The following is an 18,424-nucleotide window of genomic DNA, read 5'->3' as shown; positions in this document are numbered from 1 at the left end:
CCTCAACCCCCGATCGCGGACATCGGCCGGGTCGGCTGGAGGAAGGTGGGGTCGTCGATGCCGTGCCCGGCGCGCTTGCCCCACATCGCCGTGCGCCACCGCTGGGCCAGGTCGTCGTCGGTCGCGCCGGAGCGCAGGGCCCCCCGGAGGTCGGACTCCTCGGTGGCGAACAGGCAGGCGCGGACCTGGCCGTCGGCGGTCAGCCGGGTGCGGTCACAGTCGCCGCAGAAGGGGCGGGTGACGCTGGCGATCACGCCCACCCGGGCCGGGCCGCCGTCGACCAACCACGTCTCCGCCGGGGCCGCGCCGCGTTCGGTCGGGTCGGGGCTGAGATCGAACGCGGTACGCAGAGAGGCGAGGATCTCCTCGGCGGTCACCATCGTGGCCCGGTCCCAGCCGTGCTGCGCGTCCAGCGGCATCTGCTCGATGATCCGCAGTTGGTAGCCGTGGTCGACGGCGAAGCGGAGCAGGGCCGGCGCCTCGTCCTCGTTGACACCGCGCATCAACACCGAATTGACCTTCACCGGGTTGAGCCCGGCGGCGGCTGCCCCGGCGAGCCCGGCCAGCACCGCGTCCAGGCGGGGACGACGGGTCAGCTGCGTGAACCGGTCTGCGTCGAGGGTGTCCAGTGAGACGTTCACCCGGTCCAGGCCGGCCCTGCCCAACGCCGGGGCCAACCGGTCCAGGCCGATGCCGTTGGTGGTGAGCGAGATGCGTGGGCGAGGTTCGAGTGCGGCGATCGCGGCCACGATGTCGAGCAGCCCGGACCGGATCAGCGGCTCACCGCCGGTGAACCGCACCTCGGTCACGCCGAGCCGCTCGACGGCCACCCGGACCAGCCGGACGATCTCGTCGTCGGTGAGCAGCTCCGGACCCGCCAACCAGGGCAGCCCTTCGGCCGGCATGCAGTAGGTGCACCGCAGGTTGCACTTGTCAGTGAGGGACACGCGGAGGTCCCGCGCGACGCGGGCGTACCGGTCGACGAGGACGCCGTCGGTCGGCGGGGCGACGCTCACCTGTCGACCGTAGCGCGCTCGACCCCGCCCAGGGCGGCGCGGGCGAGCTGGACGACCGCGTCGCGGTAATCGGTGCCGAACAGCGCGGTGTGCACGAGCAGCAGATGCAGTTGATGCAGCGGCACCCGTTCACGCCAGCCGTCGGGCAGCGGCCAGGCCTCCCGGTAGGCGGCCAGCACCCGCTCCAGATGCGGGACGCCACCGAAGAGCGCCAACTGGGCGAGATCCGTCTCGCGGTGCCCGCCGTGCGCCGCCGGGTCGATCAACCAGACCCGCTCGTCGGCCCCCCACAGCGCGTTGCCCGGCCACAGGTCACCGTGGATGCGGGCCGGCGGCTCGTCCCCGCCGAACTCGCCGAGCCGGCTGATCACCTGCTCGACCAACGCGGCGTCGGCGCCCGTCAACGTGCCGCCGTCGACCGATCGTCGCAGGTAGGGGGCGAGCCGACGCTCGGCGAACCACGTCGACCAGGGCCGGTCGTCGAGGGTGTTGTCCTGTGGGAGGGCCCCGATGAAGCCGGGCCAGGTCGCACCGAAGGCCGACGCGCCGGCCCGGTGCAGGCCGGCCAGCTCCCGACCGAATCGCTCGGCCGCCGAAGGCGTCGGCTCGCCGGGCTCCACCCAGTCGAGCGCCAACAGGTCGGGCAGGGCCACGATCACCTCGGGTACGCCGACCGCGCCGGCCTCCCGCAGCCAGTGCAACCCGGCGGCCTCGGCGGCGAAGAAGCCCTCCGGCACCGGCCGGCCGGCCCGTTCGGGCCAGGACTTGGTGAAGACGGAGTGGCCGTCGTCCAGGGTGAGCCGGGCGGCGGCACAGATGTTCCCACCAGCGACCGGCGTCTCCCGGATCCGCTGGTGGGTCAGGAACGTCGGCAGGTGTGCCGGGTGCGCGCGCAGGTACGCCAGGTCCATCAGCGCACGGTAGCCGTTGCCCATGACACGGTGGTGCTACCCGAACACATCGAGCCATGGGCACTCCGCGATGACCAGGTGAAATACGCTGAGTAACTGTGGATAAGCCGCGTGTCATCCACAGGGGCGGCGCAGCCGGATGAGCGCCCCGCAGGCTGCCCCCATGACCTCGACCGAACGCCCGCAGCTCGCCGTCCGCTCGCCCGCCGACCTGCTCGCCGCCGTTCCGTACCTGCTGGGTTTCCACCCCGCCGACAGCGTGGTCGCGGTGGCGCTCTGCGGGCGACAGATCATCTTCGCCGCCCGCGCCGACCTGCCCGAGCCCGCCACTGATCCGGCCGATCAAGCCCGTCACCTGGCCGGGGTGATCCGCCGGCAGGGCGCGGAGGCCGCCACCGTCGTGGGTTACGGGCCGCCCGACCGGGTCACCCCGAGCGTGGATGCCGTACGCGCCGCGCTGACCGGTGCCGGCCTGGAGGTGCTCGACGCGCTGCGGGTGACCGACGGCCGCTGGTGGTCCTACCTCTGCACCGAGGCCGACTGCTGCCCACCCGAGGGTCGGCGCTACGACCCGGCGGCCAACCCGGTCACCGCGTCGGCCGTCTTCGCCGGTCAGGTGGCTCTCCCCGACCGGGCCGCCCTCGTGGCGCAGGTGTCACCGGTGGACGGCCCCGCCCGGGACGCGCTGCGCGCGGCCACCGCCCGGGCCGAGCAGCGACTGGTCGACCTGATCGAGCACGCGCCCGCCAGCGACCTCCTCGGCGGCCGGGCGGTGCGCTCCGCCGGGGTGGCGGCGGTCCGCGAGGCGCAGCGCCGGCAGCGGCGCGGTGAGCGACTCGACGACGACGAGTTGGCCTGGCTGTGTCTGCTGCTGACCCACCTGCCGGTCCGCGACCACGCCTGGGAACGCACCGACGGTCGTGATCGGGACATCGCCCTCTGGACCGACGTGCTGCGCCGGGCGGAGCCGGAGGTGACCGCCGCGCCAGGTGCGTTGTTGGCGTTCGCCGCGTGGCGAGCTGGGCAGGGTGCGCTGGCAGCGGTGGCGCTGGAGCGCACGCTGAGCCTGAACCCGGACTACTCGCTCGCCCTGCTCCTGGACGACCTGCTGCGGCGCGGCGTGCCCCCGTCCGAGTTGGATGGCTGGCCGTCGGTCGGCATGCCCGGAGTGGTCCGCCCTCGTAAGAGGCGCCGACGTGGCCGCGGCTGACCCGCGCGGTAATACCGTGGGTGCTACCACGAGCCCTAGCCGACGGGGCCGATCTTCTTCGCCAGCCCGACGAAGCCCGCCCAGGCGGCCGGCTCGAACGTCAGCGTGCCGCCGTCGCGGTCCTTCGTGTCGCGCACGAGCACGACGCCAGGCAGGTTGTCGGCCACCTCGACGCAGTTGCCACCGTTCGAGCTGCTGCGGGTGCTCTTGCGCCAATGGGCGCCGGTCAGGTCATCCATGCTCGCGCTCTCATCAGGTCGATGGTCAGGTCTCGCGGAAGCGCTAACGACCTCACGCTATCCCAGACTGCTTGACCGACCGGCACACCTACCACGGCTGGACCTGGATCGAGGCGTACGAGCTGGGACCGGACGGCAGCGCACGGGCCAGGCGGGAACTGTTCGTGCTCCGCGAAGGGGTCGACCTGTTGGCGTCCGGCCCGACCAGCCAGTCGCCCCGGCGCGTAACGGTGCCGGCCGGCCGATGACCGCCACCGCGGAACACCCGCTGACTCCCGCCCCGGCGCTGATCCCTCGTCCCCCGAGGTCGATCGCCCGGGGCGGGTTCCTCCGGCGATGCCCTCCGTCGAAGGATGTAGTGGACGTTCGTTCCACGGGGCGAGTCATATGGCGTGGCGTCGCCGCAGAATCAGCAGATGCCCCCACCGCATGAATGCCGCACATGAGTGTCGGACTGCTGCTGTCGCTCGCCGGCCTGGCACTTGTCGACAGCACCAGCATCGGCACCCTCTTCATCCCGGTCTGGTTGCTGCTCGCGCCCGGGACGGTCAACGCCCGGCGGATCCTCGTCTACCTCGGCACGATCGTCGTCTTCTACTTCGGGGTCGGGCTGCTGCTGGCCGTGGGCGGCAGCCGGCTGGCCGACGTGCTCGGCGGGGCACTGGACAACCGGCCGGTGCTCTGGGCGCAGCTCGTTCTCGGGGTCGGGCTGTTCGCATTGAGCTTCCGCTACGACGGCAAACGACGTCCGCGCGGCGGCGGCGTGCTGCGCTGGCGGGATCGGGTGACCGCTGGCGACTCCTCGACACGCTGGCTGGTGGGGTTGGCGCTGCTCGCCGCGCTCGCGGAGGTGGCGACGATGCTGCCGTACCTCGGCGCGGTCGGCCTGCTGACCACCTCCGGGCTCGGCGCGGCGCAGATCGTCGGGCTGCTCGCCGGCTACTGCCTGGTCATGGTGGTGCCGGCGGTGCTGCTGTTGGGGGCGCGGACAGCGTGGCCGAGGCTGGTCGAGCCGGTCCTGGTCCGGCTCAACGCCTGGATCGCGCGGCACTCCGGCGGCATGCTCGGCTGGATCCTCGGCATCGCCGGTTTCCTGCTGGCCCGCGACGCCGTGATCCGGCTGGGGCTGCTCGACGAGCTGGTGATCAGACTGTGACCCGTTCGGGGCGGGCGTAGACGTTCATCGTGTTGCCGCGCAGGAAGCCGACGAGCGTCATGCCCGCCTCCTCGGCCAGCTCGGCGGCGAGGGTGCTCGGCGCGGACACCGCCGCCAGCAGCGGCAGGCCGGCCATCCACGCCTTCTGGGTCAGCTCGAAGCTGGCCCGGCCGGACACCAGCAGCAGGTGCCCGGTCAGTGGCAGCCGGCGTTCCCGCACCGCCCAGCCGATCACCTTGTCCACCGCGTTGTGCCGGCCCACGTCCTCCCGGAGCACCACCAGGTCTCCGGCCGGGGTGAACAGTCCCGCCGCGTGCAGCCCGCCGGTCCGGTCGAAGCCCCGCTGGGCGGCGCGCAGCCGGTCGGGCAGTTCGGTCAGGAGGGCGGCCGGCACGGTGAGCGGGTCCGCCGCGACGTCGAACAACGACCGGGTCCGGATCGCGTCGATGCTGGCCTTGCCGCAGACCCCGCAGGAACTGGTCGTGTAGAAGTTCCGGGACGGGTCGGTGGTCGGTTCCGGCACGCCGGGGGCGAGCACCACGTCCACCACGTTGTACGTGTTCGGCGTCTCCGCGCCGGCACAGAGCTGGGCGGTCAACACGTCGTCGGTCGAACGGATCAGCCCCTCGGTCAGCAGGAACCCGATGGCCAGGTCCAGGTCGTCGCCGGGAGTCCGCATCGTGACGGCGAGAGGCTTGCGCCGCCCGGGACCGGCCGCGCCCACCCGGATCTCCAACGGCTCCTCCACCGCCAGGTTGTCCGGCCGGCGAACGGATCCGCGCCCGTCGGCCGCCGCGTCGAGGTCGATCCGGAGTACGCCCCGTCGGTCAGTCGCCCGTCCCATCCCGTCATCCTGCACCCCGCGCCGGTACGCCCGCACGGCTGCCCGCGATCGGCCGCACGGCAGCTACTGCCGGTCGGGCACCGACCCGGCTACCGTGACCGGATGGGAACGTACGCCGCCGTGGTGCTCGCCGGTGGGGCCGCCCGGCGGATGGGCGGGGTGGACAAGACCGCGCTCGCGGTCGGTGGCCGGTCGATGCGGGACCGGGTGCTGGCGGCCGTCACCGACGCCGCGCCGCGGGTCCTGGTCGGTCCGGCCGATGTCGTCCCGGTCGGGGTGCGGGTCACCCGGGAGGATCCGCCCGGCGGTGGACCGGTCGCCGCGACGGCTGCCGGGCTGGCGTTGCTCGACCCGGACACGGCTCTGGTCGCGTTGCTCGCCGCCGACCTGCCGCTGCTCACCCGTGCCGCGATCGGTGAGCTGCTGACCCACCTCACCGCCGGGCTGGTCGCGTCGGAGGTCGAGAGCGGCCCGGAGCAGATCGACGGGGTGTGCTTCGTCGACACCGGCGGGCGGCGGCAGTCGCTCTGTGGGGTGTGGCGGGTCGCCGCGCTCCGGTCCGGGCTGGCCCGTCTGTCGGCCGAGCGGGATGGCAGCCTGGCCGGCGCTCCGGTCCGGGCGCTGCTGGCCGGTCTGGTGATCCGCGAGGTGCCCTGGGTGCGCAGCGGCCCACCACCCTGGTTCGACTGCGACACTGACGAGGACGTACGCCGGGCGAAGGAGTGGGTGCGATGACGGTGCTGGACGACTGGGTCACGGCGGCCTGTGCCGAGGTGGGTCTCGACCCGGCTCAGGTGCCGGTGCCGGCCGTGCTGGACCTGGCCCGGGACGTCGCCCACCAGGTGCTGCGTCCGGGCGCGCCGGTCACCACGTACCTGCTGGGGCTGGCGGTGGGGCAGGGCGCCGACCCGGCGGACGCCGCGGCCCGGCTCAGTGCCCTCGCCGCCAACTGGCCTGTCGCGTTGGGCACCGATCCCGCCGATGCGGCGGACCCCGCCGGGCCGGCCGGGTCCTGACCGGCGGGCGCAGGACCGCGGAGCCGGCTGCCTCCGGGACCGTGCGGCGGTGGTCGGCCGCACCGGTGTCCGATCCCGGTCCGGGCTGAGTCGTCGCTCGGGCGGCGTGGGTAGGGTGATCGTGACGGACGGAGGCGATCATGACGGCTGACCACCCGGAGTCGATCCTGCTCGACGAACCCAGCACCACCGACCTGCGGGCCAAGGTGACCGAGGCGTGGCGGGAGTTCGCCCGAATGCTCGCCGTGCGACTGCGGGAACTGCCCGCCGGCGCGCACCTTGAGCTGACCCTGGACCCCACCGCCTCCGGTACGGGGGACGCCGTCTACTCGATCAGCGTCGACGTGACAGGCGACGGTGGGCTCTCCGCCCGGGCGGTCGGCAACGCCGCCCTGCCGCAGGGCTTCCGGTTGGATCGGGCCGCGGTGGCGGACATGGTGGCCCTGGGCTGGTCCCCACCCGGGGTGGTGCCCGGGTCCGGCGGCTCGTTCGGACTGGACGGTACGACGGCGGAGGCGGCCCGGATCGCCCCGCTGCTGTCCCGGACGCTGCGCGACGTCTACGGCGCCCCGCACCCGGCCTTCCTCGTCTACCTCGTGCACGACGCGGAGGGCGAGCCGTTGACGGTGGAGCCGCTGGGCACCGCGCGCAGCGAGTTCGGCCCGGACGCCGACGTCGAGGGTGACCTGGAGGAGGCGCTGGCCGAGGCGGCCGCCGCGCAGGTGGGGCGGGACGACATGCTCGACCTGGCGGAGCGTGTGCGGACCGTGGTCTCCACCATGCTGAAGTCCGAGCCCGACCGGTTGCAGATCGACTCGGACGGCGACATCAACATCCGTGCCGGTTCGGCGATGGTCTTCGTGCGGGTGCGCGACAATCCGCCCCTGGTGGATGTCTTCTCCCCGGTGCTCACCGAGGTCGAGCCCACCGAGCGGCTCTACGTCAAGCTGTCCGAGCTGACCAACCGGATGCCGATCGGTCGCCTCTACTGCGCCGACGACACGGTCTGGGCGTCCATCCCGGTCTTCGGCCGCAACTTCCAGGCGACCCACCTGATGCTGGCGGTGCAGGTGATGACCGGTCTCGCCGACGAGTTGGACGACCGGTTGCACGGCGAGTTCGGCGGAAAGCGGTTCTTCAGCGAGGGCGACAAGCCGGTGCGACGCGAGGACTCCGAGCACCGCACCGGCATGTACCTCTGAGCGGGTTCAGGCCACGTCCAGCAGGGTCTTGCCGACCGTCGCGCGCCCCTCGATGGCGGCGTGCGCGTCCGCGGCGCGTTCCAGCGGGAAGCGCTGGCCGATGAGCGGCCGTAGCTGGCCGGCCGCCGCGCCCGCCAGCGCCTGATCGGTGTACGCCCGCATCCGCGCGGGCGGCACGTCGGATCGGACCAGCGTGATCTGCCGGGCTGCGGCGTCCTCCGCCGACACCGGGGACCACTCGCCGCTGGCCAACCCGAAGCTGACCATCCGGCCACCCGGGTCCAGCAGCTCGAACGCCGTCCGGGCGATCGGCCCGCCGACGCCATCGAACACCACGTCGACCCCGCCCACCGCCTGCCGGATCTGGTCGGCCCAGCCCGGCAGGCGGTAGTCGACCGCCAGGTCGGCACCGAGGCCGGGCAGCAGGTCTGTCTTGCGTGCGCCACCGGCCACACCGATCACCCGTGCGCCGGCGCTCGCCGCGAGCTGCACGAGCAGGCTGCCCACACCGCCCGCTGCGGCCTCCACCAGCACCCGGTCGCCGGGGCGGACGCGGACCGCCTCGACCAGCAGGGTGGCGGTCCGTCCGTCGGCCAGCAGGGCCACCGCGTCGTCCAGCGCCAGCGCGGCCGGCACCTCGAAGGGCGCGGCCGCGTCCACCACCGCCCGTTCTGCGTACCCGCCGGAGCCGCCGGTGGCGCTGACGACCCGGCGCCCGGTCAGCGCCGGGTCGACGTCCGGGCCGACGGCGGCGATCACCCCGCCGACGCCGTTGCCGGGGATCAGCGGCGGGGTGACCTGGAACGGCCCGGGTCGACCGGAGCGTAGCTGCGTCTCGACGAAGGTGATGTTCGCGTGCGCGACGTCGATCAGCACCTGACCGGGGCCGGGCGTCGGGTCGGGCGCCGGGCCGGGCACCAGCACCTCGGGGCCGCCGAACTCCCGTAGCCAGATCGCCCGCATGAAATCCCCCGATCGTTCCGGGCGTCGCCGCCCGCTCGAAGGCAGTCCAGCACCTCAACCAGGGTTGAGGTCAAGGTCAGCGGGTGGACGGGCCGACGCCGGGGGATTCGACCAGTCGGGACAGCACGATGGTGCTGCGGGTGGACGTCACGAAGGACTCGGCGCGCAGCCGCTCCAACGCCGCCTCCAGGTGGGCGATGTCGGCGGCGCGCAGGTGCACCAGCGCGTCCGCCTCACCGGAGACGGTGTACGCGCCGACCACCTCCGGGTGTCGGCGGGCGGCCACGCCGATCTGCGCCGGGGTGGTCCGGCCGGCGCAGAACAGCTCGACGAACGCCTCGGTGGTCCAGCCGACGGCTGCCGGGTCCACGACGGCGGTGAATCCCCTGATCACGCCGGTGGCGCGCAATCGGTCCACCCGGCGCTTGACCGCCGGGGCGGAGAGTGACACCCGGGTGCCGATGTCGGCGTACGACGCACGGGCGTCGGCGACGAGCAACGCAATGATCCGCTGGTCTACCGCGTCTATCTGCAACGTTCCGCCTCTGGGAAGCAATATTTGTGGCTGTTACCAAAGTTCAACCGTACCTACTCTTGGTGACCGTGAACCAGCAGCGAGTCTCGCGAAAGCGGACATATCTCATGTGCTCGCCCGAGCACTTCGCGGTCGAGTACGCGATCAATCCGTGGATGGACGTGACCACCCCGGTCGACCGGGACCTGGCCGTCAAGCAGTGGGACCGCCTGCGCGAGACGCTGGTCGGCCTCGGTCACGACGTGCACGTGCTCACGGCCGAGCCGGGCCTGCCCGACATGGTCTACGCCGCCAACGGCGCCTTCATGGTGGACGGCAGCGTGTACGGCGCACGGTTCAAGCATGAGCAGCGGGCCGCCGAGGCTGCCGTCCACCACGCCTTCTACGAGTCGCAGGGCTGGCGGTTCATCGCGCCGAGCGAGACCAACGAGGGCGAGGGTGACTTCGCGTACGTGCCGGAGGCGCACGGCGGGCTCGTCCTGGCCGGGCACGGCTTCCGGACCGAGATCCCGGCGCACGCTGAGGCGCAGGAGGCGCTGGGTCGGCCGGTGGTGTCGCTGCGGTTGATCGACCCCCGCTTCTACCACCTGGACGTGGCGCTCGCCGCGATCGACGACTCGAACATCGTCTACTTCCCGGGCGCGTTCTCCGCTGCCAGCCAGCGGGTGCTCACCCAACTCTTCCCGGAGGCGGTGATCGCTGACGACGAGGACGCGATGGCGTTCGGGCTCAACCTGGTGAGCGACGGCGCAAACGTGGTGCTCAACAGTGAGGCCACCCGGCTGGCCGGCAAGCTCAAGGCCGCCGGCTACCACCCGGTCCCGGTCGATCTGGCCGAGTTGAAGAAGGGCGGCGGCAGCGTGAAGTGCTGCATCGCCGAACTGCGGCACTGACCCGAACACTGCCGCGTACGACAGGGGCCGGCCTCCCACACGGGAGACCGGCCCCTGATCGTGCTCCGGTGGGCGCTCAGCCGAGCGTGGCCAGCTCGTTGATCAGCACGTTCGACGTGGCCTGACCGTCGCGCTGCACCTCCCGCAGGTACCACTTCTGCTGCGGGGTACGCGGCTGGTTGAACTGCCAGATCCCGCGCGGGCTGTCGATCTGGCCGATCCTGCCCAGTGCCAGGTTGACCTGCTGGGGCGTGGGCGACCCGTTGGTGAGCTGGATGGCCTGGTCGAGCACCTGCGCCGCGTCGTACGACGCCATGGCGTAGGTGGTAGGCGTGATCTGGTGCTTCTTGCGATAGGCCGAGGCGAAGACCCGGTTCGACGTGCTGTTCAGGTCGGCCGAGTAGTTGAGCGCGGTCTGGATGCCCAGGGCGTCCTGGCCCAGGCTCTCCAGCACGGTGCCCTCGGTGAGGAAGCCTGGCGCGTAGACCGGCCCGGAGAACTGGTCGCGCAGCTGCTTGATGAACTCCACGGCGGCCGCGCCCGCGAAGAAGCAGAAGACCGCGGTCGGCTTCTTGGCCAGCGCCTTCTCGATGTCCGCCACGTAGGTGGTCTTGTTGGGGCTGGAGGTCGGGTTGGTGGTGGTCACCGGGTCGGCGATTCGTGGGTCGGAGGCGCCGAACTCCTGCCGGAAGCCGCGCACCACGTCGGGGCTGCCCACGTTCTCCGGCACGATGATCGCCACTCGGCCGTTCGTCGGCAGTTGGTCGCGCAGGTAGCGGCCCAGCGCCCGGCCGGCCTCGTCCAGCACGTACGACGTGCGCCAGATGTAGACGACGCTCTGCAGACTGCTCGGCGAGGCGTTCGAGCCGATGAGCGGGACCCGGGCCTCCTCCACGGTGTCGCGGATGCCGACCATCACCGACGAGCTGACCACTCCGGTGAGCGCCAGTACGTTCTGCTGGAGCAGTTGGTCGACGGCGGCCTTGCCGCTCTTGGCGGTCTCGCCCTCGTCGGCGGTCAGGAGCTCCACCGGATGCCCGCCCAGTCGGTTGCTGTGCAGGTCGAGGAAGAGTTGGAAGCCGTTGGTGATGTCGTCGCCGATAGATTTGACGCCGCCACCCTTCGGTACGATCAGACCGATCTTGATCGGGCGCCGATTGGTGGTCGACTGGTCGTCGGTGTCGGAGCCGCACGCGGCGGCGAATCCGGTCGTACCGAGCGCGGCCAACAGTTGGAGCGCCCGCCTGCGATTCATCTGCGACACCGAGTTCCTTCCCCGAGAGCGTTGCAGGGCAGAACACGCCCCTCCGGGCGTTCTACCTGCTCCGCGACGCTGCGTCAATGGCTATTGATCATCGTGCAGGGACCGCAATGCATCGAGGACCCTTGGCCACGCTGCTGATTCCGGGTCGATCAGCCCGAAATGCTCGCATCCGGGCAGCTCGACAAGGGAGATATCGGACCCTGCGGCATGGGCCGCCACGACAAAGTCCCGGCTCATCGCCACCGGAACCTGCAGATCCACCGACCCGTGCATAACTACTGTCCGTGTTCGCGTGGGTACCAACAATCGAGGATCGCTCGCCGCGTACCGGTCCGGAACCTCCGCCGGGCCGCCGCCCAGCAGCGCGGTCACCGCGCCCGAATCCAGGTCCCACCGGTACGCCTCGACCAGGTCGGCCACCGGGGCCAGGGCCAGCACCGCACCCACCGTCGACGGCGCGGTCGCCGCCACGTACAGCGCGAGGTGGCCACCGGCGGAGTGACCGATCAGGATCGGGGCGGCATCGCTCACCCGGCCCGGCAGTGCCTCGGCGGCCAACTCCGGCAGCGCCGCGATCCCGGTCAGCGCGTCGGTCAACGTGCCCGGCCAACCGCCGCCCGGCTGCCCGGTGCGCCGGTACTCCAGTTGCGCGACCGGATACCCCTCGGCGGCGAGCGCGGCGGCGAGCGGCCCGGTGTGCCCCCGGTCGTACTCGGCCCGCCAGAAGCCGCCGTGCACCACGATGACCAGCGGCCGGGCCGGGCCGGTCCCGGCCGGCCGCCGAAGGTCGGCCACCTGGTCCGGGTGATCGCCGTAGGCCACGGTCCGGTCCGGCTCGGGAGCGGGCCGGGTCAGCACGTCACGTGGGTCGGCAGGCATGGCGGCACGTTAGCGCGTCCCGGCCGGGTGGTTCGGCCCCGGGAGTCGGTCCCGAGCGGCATGGGTCGCGCCCACTGGGTAAAAATGGACCCCATGACCGACGCGCGCTCCGCTGGACAGAACGACGATCCCGGCTCCGACGACTCCGGCCACTCCGGCACGGTGGTGGTGGTCGGCGCGGACGGTCGGCCGATCGGCACGGTGCAGACCGAGGAGGGGCAGGGCGAAGACCCGACCCGCCTGGTCGAACAGCCGGCCAAGGTGATGCGGATCGGCAGCATGATCAAGCAGTTGCTGGAGGAGGTCCGGGCGGCTCCCCTGGACGACGCCAGCCGACACCGGATGCGGGAGATCCACGAGCGCTCCATCGTCGAGCTCAAGGACGGCCTCGCCCCCGAGTTGCGCGACGAGTTGGAGCGGATCTCGCTGCCCTTCACGGAGGACAAGGCCCCGAGCGAGGGTGAGCTGCGCATCGCGCACGCCCAACTCGTCGGCTGGCTGGAGGGGCTGTTCCACGGCATCCAGGCCGCCCTGGTCGCCCAGCAGATGGCCGCCCGGGTGCAGCTGGAGCAGATGCGCGGCGGCCGGCAGGCGCTGCCCAGCGGCCCCGGCGGGATGGTGCCCGGGATGCCGGGCATGGGCCAGCCGGGCGGCGGCGAGGGGCACAACACCGGCCAGTACCTCTGACGGCCGCTCAGCCCACCCCGAAAACCTTCTCCAGGTACGCGGCCACGCCGTCCTCGGAGTTCGCCGCCGTCACCTCGTCGGCGACCGCCAGGACGGCGCGGTGCGCGTTGGCCACCGCCACGCCGCGCCCGGCCCAGGTCAACATGGGCACGTCGTTGGGCATGTCACCGAAGGCCACGACGTCCGCCGCGGCCACGCCGAGCCGGTCGCAGTACCAGTCGAGCCCGGCCGCCTTGGTCACCCCGGCCGCGGAGATCTCCACCAGCCCGGACGATGACGAGTGCGTCGCCTCGGCGAGCCCCGCCACCGCTGTGGCGATCAGCTCGGCGAACGCGTCCGGGTCCTGCTCGCCAGCCCGGGCGAGCAGCTTCACCGCCGGCACAGAGAGCAACTCTTCCGGCGTCTCGATCGGCCGGATCTTGTTGTCGTCGGCGTCCCAGCGCAGCGGGTACAGCTCCTCGTGGCGCATCTCACGGCTGTCCTCGACCTCCACCGCGAAGGCGATCCCGGGCACCTCGGCGCGCAGCCGCTCGGCCACCTCGGCCAGGTGCTGCGGGGCGAGCGGGTCGGCCCGCAGCACCTCGTCGCGTACCGGGTCGTAGACCACGGCACCGTTGGCGCAGACCGCCGGCAGCGGCGCGGCCAGTTGCTCGTACACCATCTTGAGCCAGCGGACCGGACGGCCGGTGACCAGCACGACCGGCGTGCCCTGCTCGACGATCCGGGCCAGCACCCCGGCGGTGCGGGGGCTGACCGTGTGGTCGTCGCGGATCAACGTGCCGTCTATGTCGGTGGCGATCAACCGAGGGGTCTCTCCCATCACCGGGACAGTAGTCGGTCCAGATAAACCGCCACCCCGTCGTCGTCGTTGCGCAGGGTCACCTCGTCAGCGATGGCGCGCACGGCGGGATGCGCGTTGGCCACCGCCACCCGGGACCAGCCGGCCCACTCGAACATCGGCAGGTCGTTGGGCATGTCCCCGAAGACCAGCACGTCACCCGGGTCGACCCCGAGGGTCTGCGCCACCGCGGTCAGCCCGGTCGCCTTGTCCACGCCGGGCGGGCAGATCTCGATGAAGCCGAGCCCGGCCTGGGTGAGCGTGGCGACCTGCGGCGGGATGATCTGGCGGGCCACCGCGAGCAGTTCGTCCACGTGGTGGTCGGCGGTTCGCGCGAACGCCTTGAGCACGTCGCAGGAGAGGCATTCGGCGCGGGTGCGCTCCTCGAACCGGTCCTGGTAGGGCCAGCTCGCGTGGTAGTCGCCCCAGAGCGGGGCGTCGTGCTCGTCGGACGCCTCGACCATGACGGTCAGCGGACCGACCTCGGCCTCCAGGTCGGCGAGCAGTTGGGCCAGCACCTCGCCGGCCAGTCGCTCGTCGCGGAGCACCACCGGGCCGGCCGGGTCGCTCTGGTCGACGACCCGGCCGCCGCCGGCCATCACCAGGAAGTCGGCGGCCCGGATGTCGTTGCGGGTCAACTCGGTCAACCGGGGGCCGCGTCCGGTCGCGCCGACCACCGGAATTCCGGCGGCCCGCACCCGGTCCAGCACCCCATGGGTGTACGCGGAGACGGTCTCATCGCTGCGAACCAGCGTGCCGTCGAGGTCGGTCGCGATCAGCTTGGGCAGTCCCGGGCGGGTCATCGCTCCTCCTTCGCCCGCCGCCGTCGCAGCCTGCCGTGCGGCCCTGGTCGAGACCCGGCGTGACGGCGGGCAGCAACCGTACCTCGCCCAACGGGGCGCAACCATGGCTTCCAGGCGAATCGGGCGCCAACGGGCCGCGTACCGCCGGGGTCGCCGACAACGCAGGTCAGGCGGTGTGGGCGCGACCGCCGATCCGGGCCCCTCAGGGCCGGCGCCGCGCAATTCTTCGCCCTACCGGCCGCTGCGGGTGCAACGCTGGGGCGACCGGCGCGGCGGCGCTCAGGCCGGGGGTTGGGGGTGCGTGAACGGGGCCGCCGAGGTGACGGTCAGGTCGGCCGGCGCGGGCAGGCCGTCCTCCTGGGCCGAGGCCCGGTCCCGGCGGCGACGCCAGCCGCGCCCCGGTGCCCCGTCGTCGGGGTGGTCGTCCCCCGCCGACCCCGGCTGGGTGCCGGCGGCGGCGGTCGACGCCAGCCGCAGGGCCGCGCCGAGCAGCACGCAGGCGACGAACGCCATCACCAGGCCACGGCCGTACTCGACCCGGAAACCGTCCTGGGGTGCGTAGAAGTAGGTCCGCTGACCACTGTCGTTGAGCGTCGCCGTCGCGGCGATCAGCAGCGCCAGCAGGGCTGCGGCGAGGGTGAGCCCCAGCAGCCGGGCGTTCGGCCGGACGGCCGCGGTGCCCCGCAGCGCCAGCACCACGGCGCAGACCAGGCCGAGCAGGCCGACCAGGTAGCCGATCCCGAAACCGCCGATGTCGGACACCCCGGCCGGAACGTCGATCGTGCTGGTGCCGACCGGCCCGCTGTTGGGCAGGGTCATCACCAGCCACTCGCCGACCAGCGAGGCGACCCCGGCAACCGCTCCGAGCCCGGCGAGCAGCACGGGCAGCCGAGGGTCCTGGGTGAAGCCGGCCAGGGACAGACCGAAGCGCCGGCGCTCGGTGGGCTCGTCGTCGCCGCCCCACTCGATCACGGTCGGCCCGTCGGGCGGGTCGCCCTGCCGGGGGATCGGCAGCTCCTCGGACATCGGCCATCCCTCCGCCGGTCACGGGCCTGCGTCGAATCATGGCACAGAGCGCGTGATTGTTGCCCCCTCCGACGCCGCCCACGCCGGGTCGTCGATGGGGTGACGGGGATCGCAGGGTGGGCGTCGGTGCCGGTCGGTCGCTCGGCGGTCACCTATCCGCTAGCGTTCTCCTCATGCCTATCCGTACCGCTTCAGCACAATGGCAGGGCAATCTCACCGAGGGCGTCGGCACGGTCCGCACCGGTAAGGGCGGCCTCTCCGGCAACTACTCCTTCAAGTCACGCTTCGAGGAGGGCGAGGGCACCAACCCCGAGGAGCTGATCGCCGCCGCGCACGCCGGCTGCTTCTCGATGGCGTTCTCGAAGGCGCTCGCCGACTCCGGCTCGACGCCGACCTCGGTCGAGACCACCGCGAAGGTCCACCTGGACAAGACCGACGCCGGGATGACCGTGACCCGGATCGACCTGGAGACCGTCGGCCAGGTGCCCGGGGTCGACGAGGCGGAGTTCCAGAAGCTCGCCGAGGCCGCCAAGGCCAACTGCCCGATCTCCCGCCTGCTCTCGCCGGGCGCCGAGATCACCCTCACCGCTCGCCTGGCCTCCTGAGCCAGCGGACCCACACGCCGTACGTGCACGGAGGGAGCCACCGCCCGGTCCCGGGCGGCCGCTCCCTCCGCGCACGCGCGGACCTCGATCACGGCCCTGCGGCGTGACCGGGCCGATCGGTCGGGCATCGGGCACAATGGTGGCGTGCCGGTGGAGATGACCCGAGAGCGGTTCGAGGAGTTGGTCGGTGACGCTCTCGACGAGGTCCCCGGGGAACTGCTCGGTCTGATGAGCAACGTGGTGATCCTGGTCGAGGACGATCCGCCTCCCAGTGAGCCCGACCTGCTCGGCCTCTACGAGGGGCACGCGCTCACCAACCGGGGTTGGGACTACTCCGGCGTGCTGCCGGACCGGATCTTCATCTACCGCCGCCCGATCCTGCGGATCTGCGACAACGACGATGACGTCGTCGACGAGGTGGCGATCACGGTGGTCCACGAGATCGCCCACCACTTCGGCATCGACGACGCGCGGTTGCACGCGTTGGGCTGGGGCTGAGCCTGCGCTGCTGCCCAACGGCGGCACGCCGCTCGACCGATGGCTCGTGCTTGTCGCGGTCGCTTACCGTCGACGCAGCGAACGCGACCCATTCAGGAGGCACCTTCCATGCGCAGCGAGCTGTTCTCCGCCGAGAACCTGGAGAAGGAATCCCCCCAGGCCGGCATGCGCCTGCAGAACTCCAAGATGTTGAAGATCGAGCTCAACGGTGAGGCGATGGCCCGGGTCGGGTCGATGGTCGCCTACCAGGGGAACGTGCAGTTCCAGGCGCTGGGCTCGGGCGGGCTCGGCAAGTTCCTCAAGCAGAAGCTCACCGGCGAGGGCGTCCCGCTGATGAGGGTCACCGGCCAGGGTGACGTCTTCCTCGCCGAGTTGGCCAAGGACGTGCACATCATCGACCTGGAGCCGGGCGATGCCCTCTCCATCAACGGCTCCAGCGTGCTCGCCTTCGACTCGACCCTCCAGTACGACATCAGGATGGTCGGCGGCGCCGGGATGGCCGCGTCCGGCCTGTTCAACTGCGTGTTCAGCGGGTACGGCCGGATCGCCATCACCACCAGGGGCACCCCGGTGGTGCTCAACGTGGACGCCCCGACGTACGTCGACCCGCAGGCGGCGGTCTGCTGGTCGGCCAGCCTCCAGACCGGCTACCACCGCGCCGAGCAACTCGGTCTCGGCACGCTGCTGGGGCGGCGCACCGGCGAGGCGTACACGATGAGCTTCGCTGGTCACGGCTTCGTGGTGGTGCAGCCGTCCGAGGAGCCGCCGGTCATGGGCAGCGGTCAGCAGCAGCAGGAGGGCGGTCTGCTCGGTGGTCTGCTGAGCTGACGCGGAGCCGCGGGCGCCCCCGACCCCGGGGGCGCCCCGCCCCGCTCAGGCCAACTCGCCGGTGCGCAGTCGGGCCAGCCAGGCCGCCGCGTCGGCGTAGTCGACGTCGGAGAGGCCCGCCGGTGCCGGAACGGGCAACTCGCCCGCCGACTCGGCCCACCGGTGTCGGGGATAGGAGCCCAGGAAGCGGACCTCGGCGCAGACCCGGCGCAGCCCCTGCAACGCCTCACCCAGCCGCACGTCGGCCACGTGCCCGGTGCAGTCCAGGAAGAAGACGTACCGGCCCAGCGCCTCGCCGGTCGGCCGGGACTCGATGCGGGTCAGGTTGACCCCGCGGACGGCCAACTCCATCAGCACCGTCAGCAGCGCACCGACCCGGTCGTGGGCGATGTAGACGGCCAGTGAGGTGAGGTCGTCGCCGGTCGACGGCGGGGGTGGGCCGGGCCGGGAGACCAGCACGAACCGGGTCACCGCGTCGGGGTGGTCGGCGATCTTGTCGGCGAGCACCGCGAGGCGGTGCCGGGCCGCCCCGATCGGGGCGCAGATCGCCGCGTCGAACTCCCCCGAACCGGCGCCGGCAGCCGCCGCGCCGTTGGAGAGCACGTCGACCACCACCGCGTCGGGCAGGTGGTCGCGTAGCCAGCCCCGGCACTGCGTGGACGCCTGCGGATGCGCCGCGACCGTGCGGATCGACGTCAACGAACTGCCCGACCGTGCGCCGAGCACGAACTCCACCGGCAGGATCACCTCACGGGTGATCACCAGCGGGTCACCCTCGACGATCTCGTCGAGCGTGACGCCGACCGCCCCGCCGATCGAGTTCTCCAGCGGCACCAGCGCGGCATCGGCGTCCCCGGCCCGGACGCCGTCCAGCGCCTCCCCGACACTGCGGGCGGGCGTACGGCTGCCGCGTTCGGCGGCGGGGATCATGCGCAGGGCCTGTTCGGCGAAGGTGCCCTCCGGGCCGAGGTAGACGAAGCGCGTGGGCGGTGTTCCGGGCATGTCGACCAG

23 protein-coding genes are annotated in these 18,424 nt (G+C 72.3%); 11 read left to right on the top strand and 12 right to left on the bottom strand.

Going from position 1 to position 18,424, the window contains the following annotated elements:
- Positions 1-2: 2 nt before the first annotated feature.
- Positions 3-1,016: a GTP 3',8-cyclase MoaA gene (moaA, locus tag ABZ808_RS09345; RefSeq protein WP_357003076.1), complete on the bottom strand. Its 1,014-nt coding sequence runs from the start codon at positions 1,014-1,016 to the stop codon at positions 3-5.
- On the bottom strand, positions 1,013-1,927 hold the full coding sequence (locus ABZ808_RS09340) for a fructosamine kinase family protein (protein WP_357004781.1): 915 nt from the start codon (positions 1,925-1,927) through the stop codon (positions 1,013-1,015). Before ABZ808_RS09340 ends, moaA begins: the two co-directional genes overlap by 4 nt.
- A 163-nt stretch (positions 1,928-2,090) precedes the next feature.
- Here ABZ808_RS09340 and ABZ808_RS09335 point away from each other — a divergent pair, with 163 nt between their 5' ends.
- Positions 2,091-3,137, top strand: coding sequence for a DUF4192 domain-containing protein (locus ABZ808_RS09335; protein ID WP_357003074.1), 1,047 nt, complete (start codon positions 2,091-2,093; stop codon positions 3,135-3,137).
- A gap of 35 nt (positions 3,138-3,172) precedes the next feature.
- Here the strand turns inward: ABZ808_RS09335 and ABZ808_RS09330 are convergent, their stop codons facing one another.
- Positions 3,173-3,376: a DUF397 domain-containing protein gene (locus ABZ808_RS09330; protein WP_357003072.1), complete on the bottom strand. Its 204-nt coding sequence runs from the start codon at positions 3,374-3,376 to the stop codon at positions 3,173-3,175.
- A 71-nt stretch (positions 3,377-3,447) separates the two neighbouring features.
- Between ABZ808_RS09330 and ABZ808_RS09325 the strand changes: the two genes are divergently transcribed.
- Both ABZ808_RS09325 and ABZ808_RS09320 read left to right on the top strand, forming a co-directional pair.
- Positions 3,448-3,624: a hypothetical protein gene (locus ABZ808_RS09325; RefSeq protein ID WP_357003070.1), complete on the top strand. Its 177-nt coding sequence runs from the start codon at positions 3,448-3,450 to the stop codon at positions 3,622-3,624.
- A gap of 194 nt (positions 3,625-3,818) precedes the next feature.
- Positions 3,819-4,532 carry a GAP family protein gene (locus ABZ808_RS09320; RefSeq protein ID WP_357003068.1) on the top strand — a complete coding sequence of 238 codons (714 nt, stop codon included), beginning with the start codon at positions 3,819-3,821 and terminating at the stop codon, positions 4,530-4,532.
- On the opposite strand, the gene fdhD is transcribed toward ABZ808_RS09320, so the two are convergent.
- Positions 4,522-5,376, bottom strand: a complete 855-nt coding sequence (fdhD, locus tag ABZ808_RS09315; RefSeq protein ID WP_357003066.1) for a formate dehydrogenase accessory sulfurtransferase FdhD — start codon at positions 5,374-5,376, stop codon at positions 4,522-4,524. The two genes, ABZ808_RS09320 and fdhD, sit on opposite strands and share 11 nt — an antisense overlap.
- A 102-nt stretch (positions 5,377-5,478) precedes the next feature.
- Here fdhD and ABZ808_RS09310 point away from each other — a divergent pair, with 102 nt between their 5' ends.
- The 3 genes from ABZ808_RS09310 (at position 5,479) to ABZ808_RS09300 (ending at position 7,594) form a co-directional block, all read left to right on the top strand.
- On the top strand, positions 5,479-6,111 hold the full coding sequence (locus tag ABZ808_RS09310) for an NTP transferase domain-containing protein (protein WP_357003064.1): 633 nt from the start codon (positions 5,479-5,481) through the stop codon (positions 6,109-6,111).
- Positions 6,108-6,392: a DUF6457 domain-containing protein gene (locus tag ABZ808_RS09305; RefSeq protein ID WP_357003062.1), complete on the top strand. Its 285-nt coding sequence runs from the start codon at positions 6,108-6,110 to the stop codon at positions 6,390-6,392. Before ABZ808_RS09310 ends, ABZ808_RS09305 begins: the two co-directional genes overlap by 4 nt.
- A 140-nt stretch (positions 6,393-6,532) precedes the next feature.
- The gene (locus ABZ808_RS09300) at positions 6,533-7,594 is read left to right on the top strand and encodes a hypothetical protein (protein ID WP_357003060.1); all 1,062 of its coding nucleotides are present in this window, start codon (positions 6,533-6,535) and stop codon (positions 7,592-7,594) included.
- A 6-nt stretch (positions 7,595-7,600) separates the two neighbouring features.
- Here the strand turns inward: ABZ808_RS09300 and ABZ808_RS09295 are convergent, their stop codons facing one another.
- Both ABZ808_RS09295 and ABZ808_RS09290 read right to left on the bottom strand, forming a co-directional pair.
- Entirely contained in the window at positions 7,601-8,557 is a 957-nt protein-coding gene (locus ABZ808_RS09295; protein ID WP_357003058.1) for a zinc-binding dehydrogenase, read from the bottom strand.
- 76 nt (positions 8,558-8,633) lie between these two features.
- Positions 8,634-9,092 (bottom strand): Lrp/AsnC family transcriptional regulator, encoded by a 459-nt coding sequence (locus ABZ808_RS09290; protein ID WP_074315467.1) that lies wholly within the window; start codon positions 9,090-9,092, stop codon positions 8,634-8,636.
- A gap of 59 nt (positions 9,093-9,151) precedes the next feature.
- On the opposite strand from ABZ808_RS09290, the gene ddaH reads away from it, so the two are divergent.
- Complete coding sequence (gene ddaH, locus ABZ808_RS09285) at positions 9,152-9,985, top strand: dimethylargininase (protein ID WP_357003056.1); 834 nt, start codon at positions 9,152-9,154, stop codon at positions 9,983-9,985.
- Positions 9,986-10,061: 76 nt separating this feature from the next.
- On the opposite strand, the gene ABZ808_RS09280 is transcribed toward ddaH, so the two are convergent.
- Both ABZ808_RS09280 and ABZ808_RS09275 read right to left on the bottom strand, forming a co-directional pair.
- Positions 10,062-11,249 carry an ABC transporter substrate-binding protein gene (locus ABZ808_RS09280; protein WP_357003054.1) on the bottom strand — a complete coding sequence of 396 codons (1,188 nt, stop codon included), beginning with the start codon at positions 11,247-11,249 and terminating at the stop codon, positions 10,062-10,064.
- A gap of 81 nt (positions 11,250-11,330) precedes the next feature.
- Complete coding sequence (locus ABZ808_RS09275) at positions 11,331-12,128, bottom strand: alpha/beta hydrolase (RefSeq protein ID WP_357003052.1); 798 nt, start codon at positions 12,126-12,128, stop codon at positions 11,331-11,333.
- Between the two features lie 84 nt (positions 12,129-12,212).
- Between ABZ808_RS09275 and ABZ808_RS09270 the strand changes: the two genes are divergently transcribed.
- Positions 12,213-12,815, top strand: a complete 603-nt coding sequence (locus ABZ808_RS09270) for a bacterial proteasome activator family protein (RefSeq protein WP_357003050.1) — start codon at positions 12,213-12,215, stop codon at positions 12,813-12,815.
- Between the two features lie 7 nt (positions 12,816-12,822).
- Here the strand turns inward: ABZ808_RS09270 and ABZ808_RS09265 are convergent, their stop codons facing one another.
- The 3 genes from ABZ808_RS09265 to ABZ808_RS09255 form a co-directional block, all read right to left on the bottom strand.
- On the bottom strand, positions 12,823-13,635 hold the full coding sequence (locus ABZ808_RS09265; RefSeq protein ID WP_357003048.1) for an HAD family hydrolase: 813 nt from the start codon (positions 13,633-13,635) through the stop codon (positions 12,823-12,825).
- The gene (locus ABZ808_RS09260) at positions 13,635-14,456 is read right to left on the bottom strand and encodes an HAD family hydrolase (protein WP_357003046.1); all 822 of its coding nucleotides are present in this window, start codon (positions 14,454-14,456) and stop codon (positions 13,635-13,637) included. Before ABZ808_RS09260 ends, ABZ808_RS09265 begins: the two co-directional genes overlap by 1 nt.
- Before the next feature lie 279 nt (positions 14,457-14,735).
- Positions 14,736-15,482, bottom strand: a complete 747-nt coding sequence (locus ABZ808_RS09255; RefSeq protein ID WP_357003044.1) for a hypothetical protein — start codon at positions 15,480-15,482, stop codon at positions 14,736-14,738.
- A gap of 173 nt (positions 15,483-15,655) precedes the next feature.
- Between ABZ808_RS09255 and ABZ808_RS09250 the strand changes: the two genes are divergently transcribed.
- The 3 genes from ABZ808_RS09250 to ABZ808_RS09240 all read left to right on the top strand — a co-directional run bounded on the left by ABZ808_RS09250 (position 15,656) and on the right by ABZ808_RS09240 (position 17,413).
- Complete coding sequence (locus tag ABZ808_RS09250; protein ID WP_357003042.1) at positions 15,656-16,087, top strand: OsmC family protein; 432 nt, start codon at positions 15,656-15,658, stop codon at positions 16,085-16,087.
- A 150-nt stretch (positions 16,088-16,237) separates the two neighbouring features.
- Complete coding sequence (locus ABZ808_RS09245) at positions 16,238-16,585, top strand: metallopeptidase family protein (RefSeq protein ID WP_357003040.1); 348 nt, start codon at positions 16,238-16,240, stop codon at positions 16,583-16,585.
- A gap of 108 nt (positions 16,586-16,693) precedes the next feature.
- Positions 16,694-17,413 carry an AIM24 family protein gene (locus tag ABZ808_RS09240; RefSeq protein WP_357003038.1) on the top strand — a complete coding sequence of 240 codons (720 nt, stop codon included), beginning with the start codon at positions 16,694-16,696 and terminating at the stop codon, positions 17,411-17,413.
- Positions 17,414-17,458: 45 nt separating this feature from the next.
- Here the strand turns inward: ABZ808_RS09240 and pheA are convergent, their stop codons facing one another.
- On the bottom strand, positions 17,459-18,415 hold the full coding sequence (gene pheA / locus ABZ808_RS09235; RefSeq protein WP_357003036.1) for a prephenate dehydratase: 957 nt from the start codon (positions 18,413-18,415) through the stop codon (positions 17,459-17,461).
- Positions 18,416-18,424 lie beyond the last annotated feature (9 nt).

Origin of the sequence: Micromonospora sp. NPDC047527, assembly GCF_040643015.1 — a bacterium.
In the GTDB taxonomy this organism is placed as follows: Bacteria; Actinomycetota; Actinomycetes; order Mycobacteriales; family Micromonosporaceae; genus Micromonospora.
Note: the sequence above shows the minus strand (reverse complement) of the source record. Positions and strands in the feature narration are given on the sequence as shown.

Excerpts from the sequence above, each read along its gene's own strand:
- ABZ808_RS09295 (WP_357003058.1), bottom strand. The coding sequence starts at position 8,557 with ATGCGGGCGATCTGGCTACGGGAGTTCGGCGGCCCCGAGGTGCTGGTG.
- ABZ808_RS09300 (WP_357003060.1), top strand. The coding sequence starts at position 6,533 with ATGACGGCTGACCACCCGGAGTCGATCCTGCTCGACGAACCCAGCACC.
- ABZ808_RS09260 (WP_357003046.1), bottom strand. The coding sequence starts at position 14,456 with ATGACCCGCCCGGGACTGCCCAAGCTGATCGCGACCGACCTCGACGGC.
- ABZ808_RS09310 (WP_357003064.1), top strand. The coding sequence starts at position 5,479 with ATGGGAACGTACGCCGCCGTGGTGCTCGCCGGTGGGGCCGCCCGGCGG.
- ABZ808_RS09330 (WP_357003072.1), bottom strand. The coding sequence starts at position 3,376 with ATGGATGACCTGACCGGCGCCCATTGGCGCAAGAGCACCCGCAGCAGC.
- pheA (WP_357003036.1), bottom strand. The coding sequence starts at position 18,415 with ATGCCCGGAACACCGCCCACGCGCTTCGTCTACCTCGGCCCGGAGGGC.
- fdhD (WP_357003066.1), bottom strand. The coding sequence starts at position 5,376 with ATGGGACGGGCGACTGACCGACGGGGCGTACTCCGGATCGACCTCGAC.
- ABZ808_RS09270 (WP_357003050.1), top strand. The coding sequence starts at position 12,213 with ATGGACCCCATGACCGACGCGCGCTCCGCTGGACAGAACGACGATCCC.
- ABZ808_RS09305 (WP_357003062.1), top strand. The coding sequence starts at position 6,108 with ATGACGGTGCTGGACGACTGGGTCACGGCGGCCTGTGCCGAGGTGGGT.
- ABZ808_RS09240 (WP_357003038.1), top strand. The coding sequence starts at position 16,694 with ATGCGCAGCGAGCTGTTCTCCGCCGAGAACCTGGAGAAGGAATCCCCC.
- ABZ808_RS09335 (WP_357003074.1), top strand. The coding sequence starts at position 2,091 with ATGACCTCGACCGAACGCCCGCAGCTCGCCGTCCGCTCGCCCGCCGAC.
- ABZ808_RS09265 (WP_357003048.1), bottom strand. The coding sequence starts at position 13,635 with ATGGGAGAGACCCCTCGGTTGATCGCCACCGACATAGACGGCACGTTG.
- ABZ808_RS09340 (WP_357004781.1), bottom strand. The coding sequence starts at position 1,927 with ATGGACCTGGCGTACCTGCGCGCGCACCCGGCACACCTGCCGACGTTC.
- ABZ808_RS09275 (WP_357003052.1), bottom strand. The coding sequence starts at position 12,128 with ATGCCTGCCGACCCACGTGACGTGCTGACCCGGCCCGCTCCCGAGCCG.
- ABZ808_RS09255 (WP_357003044.1), bottom strand. The coding sequence starts at position 15,482 with ATGTCCGAGGAGCTGCCGATCCCCCGGCAGGGCGACCCGCCCGACGGG.
- ABZ808_RS09320 (WP_357003068.1), top strand. The coding sequence starts at position 3,819 with ATGAGTGTCGGACTGCTGCTGTCGCTCGCCGGCCTGGCACTTGTCGAC.
- ABZ808_RS09250 (WP_357003042.1), top strand. The coding sequence starts at position 15,656 with ATGCCTATCCGTACCGCTTCAGCACAATGGCAGGGCAATCTCACCGAG.